Raw genomic sequence first — 15,630 nt, 5'->3', positions numbered from 1 at the left:
GGGGCGCGGCCCCGGGTCGGCCAGTCAGCCCGTGACGGTGACCGGGCTACCGCCGCTGACGAGCTTCCAGTCGAGGCTCGTGAAGGCTGCCGGGTCGATGACCCTGTTGACCGTCGCCCAGTCGATGAGCATCTGGCGGATCTCGATCTGCCGGTTGTAGACCACCGGTGCCGAGCTCACGTGCGGGAAGCCGCCGCCACCGGACTGGCGGTAGTTGTTGATGGCGATGACGAACCGTGCATCCGGCGCGACCGGCGACCCGGCATACGACAGGCCGACGATGCGTGAGCCCGTCGGCTTGGCGATGTCGATGTCATAGGTCAGGTCGGCGTCGAGGCCGCCCATGATGTCGTAGTTGTAGTCGGGCGTGCCGTTGGCGTTGGTCACGTCGGCGGCCGCGAACGGCCCGGTGCCACTGACCTGCCTGAAGTAGCTCGCGCTCTTCTCGAGGTAGTCCTTGACCTGCGAACCCGTCAGGACGATGCCGAGCAGCGTGTTGTCGTAGATGTAGAGCCCCGCCACGTCGCGGATCGTCACGTCGCCCTGCGGGATCGCCGCGAGCGCGTTGAAGGGCGCGGCGATCGACAACACCGGGAGCGAGGCCTCGGGCGTCCCCGCGAGCGCGGCCTTGACGGCATCCGCCTGGACGTGGTTGATGAAGTCCATCGCCGGGGTGTCCTCGTAGCGTGAGGTCGCCGCCGACATCGCCTGGGTGCACGTGCCGATGACTCCGTTGACGTAGCCGAGCACCTTCTCGTGCGCGGCCTTCACCGCCGCGACGACGGCCGGGTCCTCGGGCGCCACGTTCGAGTTGTAGAGCAACGCCGAGGACGCCACGACCTTCCACTCGCCACGGACCTTCTGCACGTCGAGCGACATCTCGGTGACGCGCTTGCCCCAGAACAGCGGCTCGGAGAGGAGCACCTGCTGGCCGGTGACCGTGTTGGTGACCTTGCGCTCGGCGACCTCCACATGGGCGTGGCCCACGAGGATGGCGTCGATGCCGGGGACCTCCTCGGCGAGGATGACGCTCGCGTTCTCGACGTAGGGCAGCGCGTCGCCCCACGAGGACTGGCCGTTGGTGCCCGAGTGGCACGAGACGATGACGACGTCGGCGCCCGCGGCCTTGAGGCGCGGCACCATGACCTTCGCCTGCTCGACGATGCCCGGGAACCTCACCTTGCCCTCGACGTTGGCCTTGTCCCAGATCGCGACACCCGGCGTGACGAGGCCGAGGATGCCGACCTTGATCGCCTTGGTGTCGGGCAGCTTGACGGTCCGGATGACCCATGGCTTGAAGACCGGGGCGCCGGTGTTCCAGTCGACGGAGTTGGCCGACAGGAGCGGGAAGGTGCACTGCTTCTCGAACGCACGCAGGGTGTCCAGGCCGTAGTTGAACTCGTGGTTGCCGAGGGCGGCGGCGTCATAGCCGACCTCGTTCATGGCTGCCGCCATCGGGTGGGTCGAGCCGCCCGTGATCGGGTCGATCTTGGCGTAGTAGTACGCGAGCGGCGTGCCCTGGATCGTGTCGCCCGCGTCGAGGGTGATCGTCGTCGCGGCGCCGACCTCGGCCCGGCGGGCCTTGATGATCGAGCTCGCCTTGGCGACGCCGATGTCGTTGTTGCCGGAGTCGGTGAACTCGGCGTTCTTGAAGTAGTCCCAGTTGAAGACGTTGCCGTGCAGGTCGGTCGTGCCGAGCACGGTCAGGCGAACCACCTCAGCGTTGCTGCCGGGACCGGTGGCGGCCGGTGCGGCGAAGGCCGAGGTTGCGGTGCCGGCCGTGGCGAGGCCGGCACCGCCGACCGCGGCGAGGGCCAGCAGCTGGCGGCGCGTCGCGGCGGAGCCGAGAGGGTCTGGGGTGGAGTCAGTGCTCATGTCGTCCTTCGTCCGTCAGGTGCTCGATCGGAGCAGTCCCGTTCACAGCTGCGCGGCTCGCCCCCGAGGCGCAAGGCATGACCCTAACCCGACATCTCGGGGCGAATGGGGCCAGAGAGGGACGGGATCGTCAACCGTCAGCGACGGCCCACGAGCCACAGCCGGATCTTGTCGATGCGGTCGGAGACCTGGTCGGAGGACGCGGCTGCGAGGTCGGGCCCGCCGCAGACGCGACGCAGGTCCATGTGGACGTTGGCGTGCGGCAGACCCTTCTGCCGTGCGTACGTCGAGACGAGCTTGTTGAGCTCCTTGCGCTGTGCGGCGAGAGCCCGGTGGGCCGCGACCGGCATCGGCGCCTCGGCGCCCTTGGGTGCCTTCCTGACCTGACGGCTCTGCCGCTCGCGCAGGAGCGCTGAGACCTGGTCGGGCTCGAGCAGACCGGGCAGGCCGAGGTACTCCTCCTCGGCCTCGGAGCCGATCTGGGCGTGCATGCCCCACTGCTGCTTGTCGAACAGGACGTGGTCGAAGTGCGCGTCGGACTCGAGCGCCTCGAACGCGCCCTCGTCGAGCCCGGCCCCCGCCTTCGCGTCGCGGTTGGCCTCGTCGATGAGCGCCTGCTCCTCCGCCCACATCTGTCCGATGTCGTCGGGGTTGGGCTTGCGGTCGAGCGCGTGGTCGCGCTGCTCCTCGAGCCGCGACGCGTGGTCGAGCACGACGGGCACCGACGGGAGGAAGACCGAGGCCGTCTCCCCGCGCTTGCGGGCACGCACGAAACGCCCGACGGCCTGGGCGAAGAAGAGGGGCGTCGACGTCGACGTCGCGTAGACACCGACGCACAGGCGCGGCACGTCCACGCCCTCGGACACCATGCGCACGGCGACCATCCACCGCTCGTCGCTCGCGCCGAAGTCCTCGATGCGCTTGCTCGCCCCCAGGTCGTCGGAGAGCACCACGGTGGGAGCCTCGCCGGTCAGCTGACGCAGGATGGCGGCATACGCCCTCGCCTGGGTCTGGTTGGAGGCGATGACGAGCCCGCCCGCGTCCTCGACGTGGCGGCGGACCTCGGTGAGGCGCCGGTCGGCGGCGGCGAGAACGGCCGGGATCCACTCGCCCTTGGGGTCGAGCGCCGTGCGCCACGCATGCGCCACGAAGTCCTTCGTCATCGGCTCGCCGAGGCGCGCCTCGAGCTCGTCGCCGGCCTTGGTGCGCCACCGCATGCTGCCGCCGTACGCCATGAAGAGGACCGGGCGCACGACGCTGTCGCGCAGGGCCTCGGCATAGCCGTACGTGTAGTCGGACGAGCTGACGAGCGTGCCTTCGGCGTCGAGCTCGTACGTGACGAACGGGATGGGCGAGGTGTCCGAGCGGAACGGCGTACCCGTGAGGCTGAGACGGCGGGCGGCGGGCTCGAACGCCTCGCGGATGCCGTCGCCCCAGCTCTTGCTGTCGCCACCGTGATGGACCTCGTCGAGGATGACGAGCGTCGGGCGCGAGGTGGTCAGCTCGCGGTGGAGGGTCGGGCGGGAGGCGACCTGGGCATACGTCACGGCGACACCGTGGTAGTCCTCGCTGTGCCGGCCGACGCTGTTGCTGAACTTCGGGTCGAGGCTGATGCCGACGCGCGCGGCCGCGTCGGCCCACTGGGTCTTGAGGTGCTCGGTCGGGGCGACGACCGTGACGCGCTGCACGATGCCGGCCCCCAGCAGCTCGGTGGCCACCCGAAGGGCGTACGTCGTCTTGCCGGCGCCCGGCGTCGCGACGGCGAGGAAGTCGCGCGGCGACTTGGCCAGGTAGAGGTCGAGGGCCTCCTGCTGCCAGGCGCGCAGCTTGCTGGCGGTACCCCAGGCCGCCCGCTCCGGAAAGGCGGGTGGGAGGTGGAAGGCGGCCCCTGAACTCATAGGCCGCCCACGGTATCCGGTCGCCTCCGGCGACATGCCGAGGCCCCGCCAAGTTGGCGGGGCCCCGGTTCGTTTGGTATGGCTCCTCAGTTCGTATGCCGCAGAGCGGGATTCGCAGCCCGGTCAGCCGGGTGCGGGGTCAGCTGCCGGCGCGGTAGGCCGTCCACTGGGCCTGCATGCGCGTGACCTGCCCCGCGGTGAAGGTGTTCATGCACGAGTCGTAGGTGTAGTCCATGAAGTTCTTGATCGGGTCGAGGCCGGGGCTCGTGCACGTGTCGCGACCCGTCGGGCACTGGTAGGCGGGGCTGGCCTCGGCCGGGGTGTCGCTGACGTAGTCGCCGTTGCCCTTACAGCCCCCCTGGAAGGTGTGGTAGAGCCCCACCCAGTGGCCGACCTCGTGCGTCGCGGTGTCGCCCTGGTTGTAGTTCGCTGCGCTGCCGCCGGGGAGCGAAGCGGTGAGGACGACGACGCCGTCCATGACGTCGTAGCTGCTCTTGGGGAACGTCGCCCAGCCGAGCAGGCCCTGGCCGATATTGGCCGAGTAGAGGTTGAGGTCGGCCATCGTGCCCTTGCGCAGGGTCGACTTCATGCTGCGCTCCGCGGACGAGCCAGGAGTCACGGTGTACCACGAGGCGTTGCTCGTCGAGTCGGTGCCGGCGAGCGAGAAGCTGAGGCCGGTGCCCGCATACGCGTTGTTGAGGACGTTGACCTGGCTGCTGATCGTGCTGCTGCTGACGGCCCCCTGCGTCCCGTTCGTGATGGTGTGCCAGTAGACCTTGACCGTCGTGGGCACGAACGCCCCCGTGCCGGGCTTGCCCTTCGCGCCGTCCCTGACGACCTTGCCCGACGAGTCGCGCGTCAGGCCCTTGGCCGCGAGCGCCCGAGTGAGGGCTGCCTCCTGGGCGCGGACCTGCGCCTCGGTCAGCTCGTGCGGGTCCTTGGCCGTGCCGTGCGCACCGCGGGCACCGACGGCGCCCACCTCGTGCGGGTCGACGCACGGGGCGGAGCCGTGGTCGTCGCGCACGGGCGCGGCGTGGGCCGGCGCCGTGAGCGAGGCCGCAACGAGCGCGAGCGGCGCCGCGAGCATCAGGGAGCGAAGCTTCATGGGGTGACCTTTCTCGATCCACGCGACCCCCGATCGGGCGTCGACCCCAGCGACTGTAGGTACGCGAAGACCATGGCGGCGCCCAGCCGGGTAAAGAACCCGTCAGGAAAGACAGGTCGCGCGGCCACCGCCTCAGGAGTCCGTCAGGACCCCGCGCCACCACCACCGCTGCCGCCGCCGTTGTCGCCACCGCCGCCGTCCTGCGGCTCGCGGAGACCGTCGTAGATCTCCTTGCACACGGGGCACACGGGGAACTTCTGCGGGTCGCGGTTGGGGACCCAGATCTTGCCGCAGAGCGCGACGACCGGCTCACCCGACAGTGCGCTCTCGAGGATCTTCTCCTTGCGCACGTAGTGCGAGAAGCGCTCGTGGTCGCCCGGCTCCTGGAGCTCCTCGCGGACCTCTTCACGCTCGATCGTGGCCGTGCTCGTGCGACGCAGCGGCTGCGGCTCGGGCTCGAAAGGGTCGGGAGGCATCGTGCTCATGACGAGAGTGTATGCCGCCCTGCCGCGCTCCGAAGGAGCCGCTCGCCCGCCGGGAAGGCCCCCCACGAGGTAGGCAGAGGACCGGCTCTGCCGCTCATCAGGACCGCGTCGACGCCGGCCTCGGGCACCGACGGGTCGGGCTCGAGACCGATGCGTCGCAGCGTCTGGCGGGCCACCGCGACCGGTGAGTCGAACACGGTGACACCGTCGCCCAGGGCAGCGACGACCCGGTCGACGACGAGTCCGTAGTGGGTGCAGCCGAGCACCAGCGCACGCACTCCGGCGGGGGTGTGCGACGCGGCGTACGCGATGCAGTCGTCGATGGACCGGTCGTCGCCCGACTCGATGGCCTCTGCGAGGCCGAGGGCCGCGACCGGATACGTCTCGACGTCGGCAGCGAAGGCGTCCACGAGGCCACGCAGGTAGTCGCTCGACGTCGTGGCCGCGGTCGCCCAGACGGCGACGGGCCCACCGCCGGCGGCGGCCGGCCGGATGGCGGGCACGGTGCCGACGACGGGCACGCCGGGCTCGAGCTCGGCCCGCAGCGCGTCGAGCCCGTGCACCGAGGCGGTGTTGCAGGCGACGACGATGGCGTCGGGCCGGTAGGGCAAGGTCGCTCGGGCCGAGGCGAGGATGAGCCGTTGCACCTCGCCGGGCGTGCGCGGCCCGTAGGGCATGTTGTCGGGGTCGAGCGACAGGACCAGCCCGAGGTCCGGGCGCAGGGTGTGCAGGGCGTCGGCGTAGCCGAGGAGACCGAGACCGCTGTCGACGAAGGCAACTCGCCTGGTCGACTGCGAGGCCTCGGCCCTCGGCTCGTCAGCACCGCCCTCGCCGCGCGCGGCGTCCACGACGTCCACCTCAGTTCATCGACGGGTCGTCGGGGAAGTTCGCGACGTAGGCGAGGCTGTCGCGCTGGCGACGGAGCACCTGGTGCCACAGACGTTCGGGCTCGGGGGTGAACGCGTCACGCACCTCGGCGTCGACGACGTACCAGTCGCCGCGCAGGATCTCGTTCTCGAGCTGGCCGGACTCCCAGCCGGAGTAGCCGGCGAAGATCCGAAGTCCGGCGAGCTCTGCAGCCACGACGGGGGTCGGCACGTCGAGGTCCACGAGGCCGATCGATCCGAAGAGACGCTTGACTCCCAGAGGCTCGGGCTCGTCACCCGGCACGGTGACGATGCCGAGCGCGGACGACGTCGACACCGGCCCGCCCTGGAAGAGGACGTGCGGCGCGGTGACGACCCGCTGCCAGCCCGGCAGGACCGAGTCCACCTGCGCCGACAGGGGCTTGTTGAGCACGACACCCTGGGCACCACCGTCGTCGTGGTGGAGCAGCAGGACGACGGAGCGGTGGAACACGTCGCCCCCGACGGACGGGGTCGCCACGAGGAGGCGGCCGGTGTGGAACGTCGAGCTCACGGGCCCCAGCCTTCCACACCGGCATCGTCTCAGAAGCGAGCGCCCCGGCGTGCCCCACGGTCGTCGTCGCCCCACCGGGAGACGAGGCCGTCACCGCGGTCGTTGCGGTGTCCACGACGGTCATCGCGACGGTCGTCACGACCGCCGCCGTGGTGCGGCCGGAAACCGCCACGCGAACCCTGCCGCGGGCCACGCGCGCCGGCCGGGCCGCGACGGTGCTGCTTCGGGCCGGCGATGAGGCGCTGGAACTCGTCCTCGGCGATCGCGACGCCGCTGGGGGTCGAGGCACCGGTGGCCGCGATGGTCGCGTCGCCGGGCGTGGCCCGGACGGGCGAGATCTCGAGGCCGGCGTCCTTGAGCTGGCGCTCCATCGTGCGGCGCTGGTGCGGCAGCGCCAGGGTCACGACGGTGCCCTTGTCACCGGCGCGGGCCGTGCGGCCCGAACGGTGCAGGTAGTCCTTGTGGTCGGCCGGCGGGTCGACCTGCAGCACGACCGACACGTCGTCGACGTGGATGCCGCGGGCGGCGACGTCCGTGGCGACGAGGACCGGCAGCGTGCCGTCACGGAACGCGCCGAGGACGCGGTTGCGCGCACCCTGGTTGAGCCCGCCGTGGAGCGCGGCCGCCATGACGCCCTGCTCGCGCAGCTGCAGCGCGATGCGGTCGGCGCCGAGCTTGGTGCGGCAGAACACGACGGTGCGCCCGTCGCGGTTGGCGACCTCGGCCGTGATGACCTTCTTGTGCTGCGGGTCGATGAGGAGCACGTGGTGGTCCATCCCCTCGACCGACGCGGTCGCGTCGTTCGTTGAGTGGGTCACGGGGTCGGTGAGGTACTTCTCGACGAGGGCGTCGATGCCGCGGTCGAGCGTCGCGGAGAACAGCAGGCGCTGGCCGTCGGCGGGGATCCGGTCGAGGGTGGTCGTGATCTCGGCCATGAAGCCCATCTCGGCCATGTGGTCGGCCTCGTCGAGGACCGTGATCGCGATGTCGTCCATCTCGACGGCGCCGCGCTCGAGCAGGTCGTTGAGGCGGCCCGGCGTCGCGATGAGGATGTCGACGCCCTTGTTGAGAGCGTTGATCTGCGTCGTGTAGCTGAGGCCACCGGCGACGAGCTTGTGGCGGAGTCCGACGACGTGCACGAGCGGCTCGAGCGCATCGGAGATCTGCATCGCGAGCTCACGCGTCGGCGTGAGGATCAGCGCGTGCGGACGACGCGGGTTGCGCGGAGCCTGGGCCTCGAGCAGGCGCGTGATGACCGGCAGGCCGAACGCGAGCGTCTTGCCGGAGCCGGTCTGGCCGCGGCCGAGGACGTCCTTGCCCGCCAGTGCGTCGGGAATCGTCGCGGTCTGGATCGGGAAGGGCGAGGTGATGCCCTCCCGCGCCAGGCGCTCGACGATCCGCTCGGGCAGGCCGAGGGCCGCGAAGCCGTTGTCGGGCGCCACCTCGACCGGTCCGTCGGACACGTCGGCGCGGGTCGCCTTGGTCCAGTTGTCGGCGTCCATGCGCTCGGCCTCGGCGTCCTCGAAGCTGACGGGCGCCCGGTCCGCGAAGCGGTCGGCGTCGCGCTCGAAGCGCGGACGGTCGAAGGACGGGCGGTCGTCGCGGCGCTGGAAGCCACGGTCACCGCGGTCGTCACGGCGCTCGAACGACGGGCGGTCGTCGCGGCGCTGGAAGCCACGGTCGTCGCGGCGCTGGAAGCCACGGTCACCGCGGTCGTCACGACGGTCGGCCGAGGGACGGTCGAAGGAGCGACGCTCGCCCCGGTCGTCACGGCGCTCGAACGACGGGCGGTCGTCGCGGCGCTGGAAGCCACGGTCACCGCGGTCGTCACGACGGTCGGCCGAGGGACGGTCGAAGGAGCGACGCTCGCCCCGGTCGTCACGGCGCTCGAACGACGGGCGGTCCTCGCGGCGCTGGAAGCCCCGGTCGCCGCGGTCGTCACGACGGTCGGCCGAGGGACGGTCGAAGGAGCGACGCTCGCCCCGGTCGTCACGGCGCTCGAACGACGGGCGGTCGTCGCGGCGCTGGAAGCCCCGGTCGCCGCGGTCGTCGCGGCGCTGGTAGCCACCACGGTCGTCGCGACGGTCGTCACGGCGGTCGTCACGGCGGTCGGACGAGCGGTGCTCGTCACGCGGTCCGCGCCACTCGCGGCCGCCGACGTGCGTCGTGCTCGACGACGCGGGGCGGGAGCTCTTGCCGGCCGCGCCGGGCTTCTGGCCGCGGTGCGGCTTCTTGGCGGCCGCCGACTTCTTCTCGGTGGTCCAGCGGGCCTTCTTGGGCGCGCCGGAGGGGGTGTGCTTGGGCATACGTGTTCAACTCTCTTGACTCGAGCAGACTTCGCCTCGAGCCGTGAGTCACAAACACGACCATGCAGACGAGCCTCAGGCGCAGCTGTGTGCGCCCCATGTGTACCGGTGCCCGGCATCTGTGCCGTCCGGTGATCGGATCCGCTCCGCGTCGGTGCCGGGCCACGCCTTCTGGCACGGGCTTCCGGTGGGGTGTCACCTCGTCGGAGGAGCCTGCCCACCGGGCATCACCGGCGCCATCTCCCCCGTCGTGATCCGAGGAGACCTCGGAGTCGGATGACGAAAGTCTACCAGCGACGAAGGAGCGGCCCGACCACGAGGGCCGCTGCCCCGAGCGCCACACCCGTGAGGTCGACCACGACGTCCCATGCGTCGCCGGAGCGCCCGGGCAGCAGAAAATGCTGCGCGGCCTCGCTCAGCGGCGCGTGCAACGCGAAGACGAGGACGGCGGTCCGCACGGACCCGAGGGCGCGCGCCACGGCATACGTGGGCACGGCGAAGACGACGAGGTGGACGACCTTGTCGGTCCAGCTCACGGGCACGTCCACGGTGACGACGGGCCAGTAGAGGACGAGCAGCTGCACGACCACCGCGACGACGGCGAACCCGACGGGGCCGCCGACGGGGCGCTCTCGCAGGCTCGTCATGACACTGCAGTCTAGGTAGGTTGCGATGAGGCCCCGACGACGCGTCCCGGGCCATGACGAGAGGAACCCCATGGCCAAGCGCACCGTGACCGTCAACGGCAGTGGTCGGGCTTCGGTCTCCCCCGACGTCGTGCGGCTCGACCTGCGGGTCGGGCACGACGCCGACGACGTCGCCGCGGCCCTTGCCGGAGCCACCGAAGGCGTCACGAAGGTCGGGGCCGTCGTGCGCGACCACGGCGTCGCAGACGCCGACATCCGCACGCTCGACGCCGGCGTCAACCAACGCTGGGACAACACCGGCGTGGCCGTCGGCTTCACGGCGCAGCAGCGGCTCGCCGTGACGGTGCACCACCTGCAGCTGGTCGGCGAGATCCTCGCGGCCGCCGCCGGGGCTGTCGGCAACGCGCTGCTCGTCGACTCGGTGCGTCTCGACGTCTCCGACCGCTCGGACGGGCTGCGCCGGGCACGCGACTCGGCGTTCGCCGACGCCCGCGACAAGGCCCAGCAGTATGCCGCGCTGTCCGGAGCGGAGCTGGGTGCGGTGCTCGGGGTGGCCGAGGCCGGCGCGGTGCCGCTGCAGGGACGCGGGATGAGGCAGATGGCGATGGCCGCGGACTCCGCCGGCGGCATGCCGGTCGAGGGTGGCGACCTCGATCTCGGCGCGAACGTCACGGTGACCTGGCAGCTGCTCTGAGCGGCGCGCGCCGTGCCGGCCGTGACCGGGCACGCACGCCCGGACCGGAATAGCTGCCGCACCCGAACCGTTGGGAGAGACATGGCTACCACTGACCTGACCGCGCAGTCCTTCGAGAAGACCGTTCTCGACAACGACATCGTCCTGGTCGACTTCTGGGCCTCCTGGTGCGGCCCGTGTCGCCAGTTCGCCCCGGTCTACGACGCCGCATCGAGCAAGGGCGAGAACGACGGCATCGTGTTCGGCAAGGTCGACACGGAGGCGGAGCAGGCGCTCGCCTCGGCCGCCAACATCACCTCGATCCCGACGCTCATGGCGTTCAAGGAGGGCGTGCTCGTCTTCGCCCAGCCCGGCGCCCTCCCGCAGTCGGCCCTGCAGGACGTCATCGAGCAGGTCAAGGCGCTCGACATGGCTCCGATCAAGGAGCAGATGGCCGCGGAGGCCGCTGGTGCCGGCTCCGCCTCGGCCGAGCAGGCCTGACCCTCCGCGCACCACGCAGCACCTGCCCTCTCACACGGGCAGGTGCTTCGTCATCTCCACCGACGTCGGCCGCGTGTAGCCCTCGTGGCTGTTGACCGCCGTCCGCACGAACCCCCACGCCGCGAACGTCGCATGGTTGCCGACGAGCTCGACCCGGGTCTCGAGGCGCAACCGGCTCACGCCGAGCTCGCGGGCCCGCTCCTCGACGACCGCGAGCAGGGCGCGGCCGACGCCGCGACCGCGGGCTGCCTCGTCGACCGCGAGCTTGCCGAGGTAGAGGGCTTCGCTCTCGCGGCGCACGAAGCAGCAGCCGACGAGCCGCCCGCCGTCGAGGGCGAGCAGGCACGTCTCGACGCGGGCCTTGTCGGCCAGCGACTCCGCGGTGAGGCGGTGCGCCGACGACGGCGGGTCGATGACACCGTCCATCGAGGCGAAGGCGCCCCGGATGAGCCCCAGCACCGCGGGCCACGCCTCGAACTCGGCGCCGGCCTCGACCACTCGAACCGTCGGTGTCACGCGCCGAACCTAGCGCGACGCGCCGGGTCGGCGACACGCACGTCCGCGGCCCGGGAGCACACGGCATACGCCAGGAGGGCGCCCCGCGAACGGGACGCCCTCCTGCTGACGACGACAGCGTGACGTGGCCACCACGAAGTGGTGGAGGTGGCGGGAATTGAACCCGCGTCCGATGACGAGAAACCAGGGCTTCTCCGGGTGCAGTGCGCTACGGCTTTTCTCGGCCCCAGGGCTCGCACGCACACGTCCCCTGACAGGCCCAGTTGAGTAAGAGTCCCGCGCAGCCCCTCAACATGACTGCGCAGCAAGTCCCCTAGCTGACGCCAGGCACTGAGTCGGGAACTAGCTCAGGCTGACGGACTTCGAGGCTCGCTCAGGCGGCGAGGGCGAAGTCGGTGCGCTTGGAGTTGGCACCTATTGTTTTGCAAGGAGCGTTTACGAGATAACCCTGCATCCTCGACCCGCTTCCCCTGGTGTGTCGACCACCGTCGAAACCGATCACCCCCATGGGGGTGTCCACGTCACGCTGTTGAGTTGTCATCCTGCGGTCCACCGAGGTGGAGCCATCAGTATGCAGGAGGAACGCTCGGACGGTCCAAGCCATTCCCGTCGCGCTCCACGTCGCGATGCCCCGTCGCGTTGCCCGCCGCGCGGCCGGCACGCGGTCGGCACGCGGCCGTCGAGCGCCGTCCCGCGATCGGGACACGGAACCGGGCTGCGTGAGGCCGCCACTAGGCTGCCCACCGTGGTCGACGCCGACCACGACCGCGCACGCAGTCGCCCCCACACCCTGGAGGTCCGATGTTCCGCAAGGTTCTCGTCGCCAACCGAGGCGAGATCGCCGTCCGCGCCTTCCGGGCCGCGACCGAGCTCGGAGCCCGCACGGTCGCCGTGTTCCCGTACGAGGACCGCAAGAGCGAGCACCGCCTCAAGGCCGACGAGGCGTACCAGATCGGCGAGCCGGGCCACCCCGTCCGCGCCTACCTCGACCACGAGGCGATCGTCGCGCAGGCCGTCGCCGCGGGCGCCGACGCCGTCTACCCCGGCTACGGCTTCCTCTCGGAGAACCCGCTCCTCGCCGAGGCGTGCGACGCCGCCGGCATCACGTTCGTCGGCCCGCCGGCCTCCGTGCTCCACCTCACCGGCAACAAGGCGCGCGCCATCGCGGCCGCGCGCGACGCGGGGCTGCCGACGCTGCGCGGCTCCGAGCCCGGCACCGACCTCGACGCACTCCAGGCCGCGGCAGACGACATCGGCTTCCCCGTCTTCGTCAAGGCGGTCAGCGGTGGCGGCGGCCGCGGCATGCGCCGCGTCGAGACGAAGGAGGCCCTGCGCGAGGCCCTCGAGGCCGCACAGCGCGAGGCCGAGTCAGCCTTCGGCGACCCGACGCTCTACCTCGAGGAGGCCGTGGTCAACCCGCGGCACATCGAGGTCCAGGTGCTCGCCGACCGCACCGGCGAGGTGCTTCACCTCTTCGAGCGTGACTGCTCGCTCCAGCGCCGCCACCAGAAGGTCGTCGAGATCGCGCCGGCGCCCAACCTCGACGCCGGGATCCGAGACCGGATGTGCGCCGACGCCGTCGCGTTCGCCCGGTCGATCGGCTACGTCAACGCCGGGACCGTCGAGTTCCTCCTCGGCGAGGACGGCCGCTACGTCTTCATCGAGATGAACCCGCGCATCCAGGTGGAGCACACGGTGACCGAGGAGGTCACCGACATCGACCTCGTCGTCACGCAGATGCAGATCGCGTCGGGCGAGACGTTCGCGTCGATGGGCCTGCGGCAGGAGGACATCCGCACCAAGGGCTTCGCCATGCAGTGCCGGATCACCACGGAGGACCCCGCCAACGGGTTCCGTCCGGACGCCGGCACGATCACCGTCTACCGCTCGGCGGGCGGCAGCGGCGTGCGGCTCGACGGCGGCACGGTCTTCGTCGGCGCCGAGATCAGCGCCCACTTCGACTCGATGCTCGTCAAGCTCACCTGCCGGGGCATGACCTTCCCGATCGCGGTGCGTCGAGCCCAGCGAGCGCTGGCGGAGTTCCGCATCCGTGGTGTCTCGACCAACATCCCCTTCCTCGAGGCGGTGCTCGCCGACCCGGTCTTCCAGCAGGGGCTCGCCACGACGTCGTTCATCGACGAGCGACCCGAGCTGCTCTCGGCCAGGGTCAGTGCGGACCGTGCGACGAAGCTGCTCACCTACCTCGCCGACCTGACCGTCAACCAGCCGAACGGGCCGGTCACGACCCGCGTCCGACCCCGTTCCAAGCTGCCAGCCCTGCCGAACGCCGCCGTACCCGAGGGCGCCCGCGACCGTCTCCTCGCGCAGGGACCGGCCGGGTTCGCCCGCGCACTGCGGGCGCAGAACGACGTCGCGGTCACCGACACGACGTTCCGCGACGCGCACCAGTCGCTCCTCGCGACGCGCATGCGCACGCGCGACCTGCTTCACGTCGCCAGGCACGTGTCGTACCTGACTCCGCAGCTGCTGTCCATGGAGGCCTGGGGCGGGGCGACCTACGACGTCGCTCTGCGCTTCCTCGCCGAGGACCCCTGGGAGCGCCTTGCCGCTCTGCGCGAGGCGATGCCGAACATCCCGCTCCAGATGCTGCTGCGCGGTCGCAACACCGTCGGCTACACGCCGTACCCGACGGCCGTGACCGACGCCTTCGTGCGCGAGGCCGCCGAGACCGGGCTCGACATCTTCCGCATCTTCGACTCGCTCAACGACGTGTCCCAGATGCGCCCGGCGGTCGAGGCGGTGCTGGGGACCAACACCAAGGTCGCCGAGGTCGCGCTCTGCTACACGGGCAACCTCATGTCGCCCAGCGAGAAGCTGTACACGCTCGACTACTACCTGCGCCTCGCCGAGCAGATCGTCGGCACCGGCGCGCACGTCCTCGCGATCAAGGACATGGCCGGGCTGCTCCGGGCGCCTGCCGCCGCGCGCCTCGTCACGGCCCTGCGCGAGCGTTTCGACCTGCCGGTGCACCTGCACACCCACGACACCGCAGGGGGTCAGATCGGCACCCTGCTCGCCGCCATCGGCGCAGGTGTCGACGCCGTCGACGCCGCGACGGCGACGATGGCCGGCACGACGAGCCAGCCCTCGCTCTCGGCGCTCGTCGCCGCGACCGACGACACCGAGCGACCGACCGGGCTGGACATCGGCAACGTGTTCGCGCTCGAGCCCTACTGGGAGGCCGTGCGCCACCTCTACAAGCCGTTCGAGTCGGGACTCGACTCGCCCACGGGCCGGGTGTACTTCCACGAGATCCCCGGTGGCCAGCTGAGCAACCTGCGCCAGCAGGCCATCGCGCTCGGTCTCGGTGACCGCTTCGAGGCGATCGAGGACATGTACGCCGCGGCCAACCGGATCCTCGGCAACGTCGTCAAGGTGACGCCGAGCTCGAAGGTCGTCGGCGACCTCGCCCTCGCGCTCGTCGGCGCCGGCGCCGACCCCGACGACTTCGAGCACGACCCGCAGAAGTACGACATCCCCGACTCGGTCATCGGCTTCCTCAACGGCGAGCTCGGCGACCCGCCCGGTGGCTGGCCCGAGCCGTTCCGCACCAAGGCCCTCGCCGGCCGCCAGTCCAGGCCACGCCTCACCGAGCTGACGGCCGAGCAGGAGCAGGCTCTCGTCGAGCAGCCGCGCCGCACCCTCAACCAGCTGCTCTTCCCCGGCCCGACGAAGGAGTTCGAGAGCTCGCGCGAGTCCTACGGCGACCTGTCGGTTCTCGGCACGGTCGAGTTCCTCCACGGCCTCGAGCAGGGCGAGGAGTACGAGGTCGAGATCGAGCAGGGCAAGCGGCTGCTCATCGGTGTCCAGTCGGTCGGTGAAGCCGACTCCAAGGGCATGCGAACCGTCATGTGCACGCTCAACGGACAGTTCCGTCCGATCCAGGTGCGGGACCGCTCCGTCGAGGCCGACGTGAAGTCCGCCGAGAAGGCCGACCCTGGCGCGGCCGGTCACGTCGCCGCCCCGTTCGCAGGCGTCGTGACCCTCGCCGTGGCCGAGGGCGACACGGTCGAGGCCGGCGGCGTGGTCGCGACGATCGAGGCCATGAAGATGGAGGCCAACATCACGAGCCCGACGGGCGGCACCGTCTCGCGCGTCGCCATCGGCACGCACCAGCAGGTCGAGGGCGGTGACCTGCTCGTCGTCATCAGCTGACCGACGACACCCGGGGCACGTATGCCGTC

At 71.1% G+C, this 15,630-nt stretch carries 12 protein-coding genes and 1 other RNA gene; 3 read left to right on the top strand and 10 right to left on the bottom strand.

What is annotated here, in order from left to right; translation table 11 throughout:
* Positions 1-24: 24 nt before the first annotated feature.
* From ACFQU3_RS05570 to ACFQU3_RS05535, 8 genes are all read right to left on the bottom strand, one after another.
* On the bottom strand, positions 25-1,875 hold the full coding sequence (locus ACFQU3_RS05570) for a bifunctional metallophosphatase/5'-nucleotidase (protein ID WP_385907591.1): 1,851 nt from the start codon (positions 1,873-1,875) through the stop codon (positions 25-27).
* Positions 1,876-2,012: 137 nt separating this feature from the next.
* Positions 2,013-3,773, bottom strand: a complete 1,761-nt coding sequence (locus tag ACFQU3_RS05565) for a DEAD/DEAH box helicase (protein ID WP_385907589.1) — start codon at positions 3,771-3,773, stop codon at positions 2,013-2,015.
* Between the two features lie 139 nt (positions 3,774-3,912).
* Positions 3,913-4,878, bottom strand: a complete 966-nt coding sequence (locus ACFQU3_RS05560; protein WP_385907587.1) for a zinc metalloprotease — start codon at positions 4,876-4,878, stop codon at positions 3,913-3,915.
* Positions 4,879-5,021: 143 nt separating this feature from the next.
* Complete coding sequence (locus ACFQU3_RS05555; RefSeq protein WP_385907585.1) at positions 5,022-5,363, bottom strand: DUF3039 domain-containing protein; 342 nt, start codon at positions 5,361-5,363, stop codon at positions 5,022-5,024.
* On the bottom strand, positions 5,360-6,211 hold the full coding sequence (locus tag ACFQU3_RS05550) for a glutamate racemase (RefSeq protein WP_385907584.1): 852 nt from the start codon (positions 6,209-6,211) through the stop codon (positions 5,360-5,362). The genes ACFQU3_RS05555 and ACFQU3_RS05550 overlap by 4 nt, the downstream gene beginning before the upstream one ends.
* A 10-nt stretch (positions 6,212-6,221) precedes the next feature.
* Positions 6,222-6,782: a YqgE/AlgH family protein gene (locus ACFQU3_RS05545; RefSeq protein WP_385907582.1), complete on the bottom strand. Its 561-nt coding sequence runs from the start codon at positions 6,780-6,782 to the stop codon at positions 6,222-6,224.
* 29 nt (positions 6,783-6,811) lie between these two features.
* Positions 6,812-9,088: a DEAD/DEAH box helicase gene (locus tag ACFQU3_RS05540; RefSeq protein WP_385907580.1), complete on the bottom strand. Its 2,277-nt coding sequence runs from the start codon at positions 9,086-9,088 to the stop codon at positions 6,812-6,814.
* A gap of 287 nt (positions 9,089-9,375) precedes the next feature.
* Positions 9,376-9,735 carry a VanZ family protein gene (locus tag ACFQU3_RS05535; RefSeq protein ID WP_385907578.1) on the bottom strand — a complete coding sequence of 120 codons (360 nt, stop codon included), beginning with the start codon at positions 9,733-9,735 and terminating at the stop codon, positions 9,376-9,378.
* 70 nt (positions 9,736-9,805) lie between these two features.
* On the opposite strand from ACFQU3_RS05535, the gene ACFQU3_RS05530 reads away from it, so the two are divergent.
* Together ACFQU3_RS05530 and trxA are read left to right on the top strand one after the other, a co-directional pair.
* Positions 9,806-10,429 (top strand): SIMPL domain-containing protein, encoded by a 624-nt coding sequence (locus ACFQU3_RS05530; protein WP_385907576.1) that lies wholly within the window; start codon positions 9,806-9,808, stop codon positions 10,427-10,429.
* An 81-nt stretch (positions 10,430-10,510) separates the two neighbouring features.
* Entirely contained in the window at positions 10,511-10,909 is a 399-nt protein-coding gene (trxA, locus tag ACFQU3_RS05525; RefSeq protein WP_385907574.1) for a thioredoxin, read from the top strand.
* A gap of 30 nt (positions 10,910-10,939) precedes the next feature.
* Here trxA and ACFQU3_RS05520 read toward each other — a convergent pair whose 3' ends face one another.
* Complete coding sequence (locus ACFQU3_RS05520) at positions 10,940-11,425, bottom strand: GNAT family N-acetyltransferase (RefSeq protein WP_385907572.1); 486 nt, start codon at positions 11,423-11,425, stop codon at positions 10,940-10,942.
* Between the two features lie 139 nt (positions 11,426-11,564).
* Positions 11,565-11,931: a transfer-messenger RNA gene (gene ssrA / locus ACFQU3_RS05515) on the bottom strand.
* 295 nt (positions 11,932-12,226) lie between these two features.
* Between ssrA and ACFQU3_RS05510 the strand changes: the two genes are divergently transcribed.
* Positions 12,227-15,601 (top strand): pyruvate carboxylase, encoded by a 3,375-nt coding sequence (locus ACFQU3_RS05510; protein ID WP_385907570.1) that lies wholly within the window; start codon positions 12,227-12,229, stop codon positions 15,599-15,601.
* Positions 15,602-15,630: the final 29 nt, after the last annotated feature.

The sequence above is a fragment of the Terrabacter sp. GCM10028922 genome (assembly GCF_042666095.1).
Classification (GTDB): Bacteria; Actinomycetota; Actinomycetes; order Actinomycetales; family Dermatophilaceae; genus Terrabacter.
Note: the sequence above shows the minus strand (reverse complement) of the source record. Positions and strands in the feature narration are given on the sequence as shown.

Excerpts from the sequence above, each read along its gene's own strand:
- ACFQU3_RS05570 (WP_385907591.1), bottom strand. The coding sequence starts at position 1,875 with ATGAGCACTGACTCCACCCCAGACCCTCTCGGCTCCGCCGCGACGCGC.
- ACFQU3_RS05565 (WP_385907589.1), bottom strand. The coding sequence starts at position 3,773 with ATGAGTTCAGGGGCCGCCTTCCACCTCCCACCCGCCTTTCCGGAGCGG.
- ACFQU3_RS05560 (WP_385907587.1), bottom strand. The coding sequence starts at position 4,878 with ATGAAGCTTCGCTCCCTGATGCTCGCGGCGCCGCTCGCGCTCGTTGCG.
- ACFQU3_RS05555 (WP_385907585.1), bottom strand. The coding sequence starts at position 5,363 with ATGAGCACGATGCCTCCCGACCCTTTCGAGCCCGAGCCGCAGCCGCTG.
- ACFQU3_RS05540 (WP_385907580.1), bottom strand. The coding sequence starts at position 9,088 with ATGCCCAAGCACACCCCCTCCGGCGCGCCCAAGAAGGCCCGCTGGACC.
- ACFQU3_RS05535 (WP_385907578.1), bottom strand. The coding sequence starts at position 9,735 with ATGACGAGCCTGCGAGAGCGCCCCGTCGGCGGCCCCGTCGGGTTCGCC.
- ACFQU3_RS05530 (WP_385907576.1), top strand. The coding sequence starts at position 9,806 with ATGGCCAAGCGCACCGTGACCGTCAACGGCAGTGGTCGGGCTTCGGTC.
- trxA (WP_385907574.1), top strand. The coding sequence starts at position 10,511 with ATGGCTACCACTGACCTGACCGCGCAGTCCTTCGAGAAGACCGTTCTC.
- ACFQU3_RS05510 (WP_385907570.1), top strand. The coding sequence starts at position 12,227 with ATGTTCCGCAAGGTTCTCGTCGCCAACCGAGGCGAGATCGCCGTCCGC.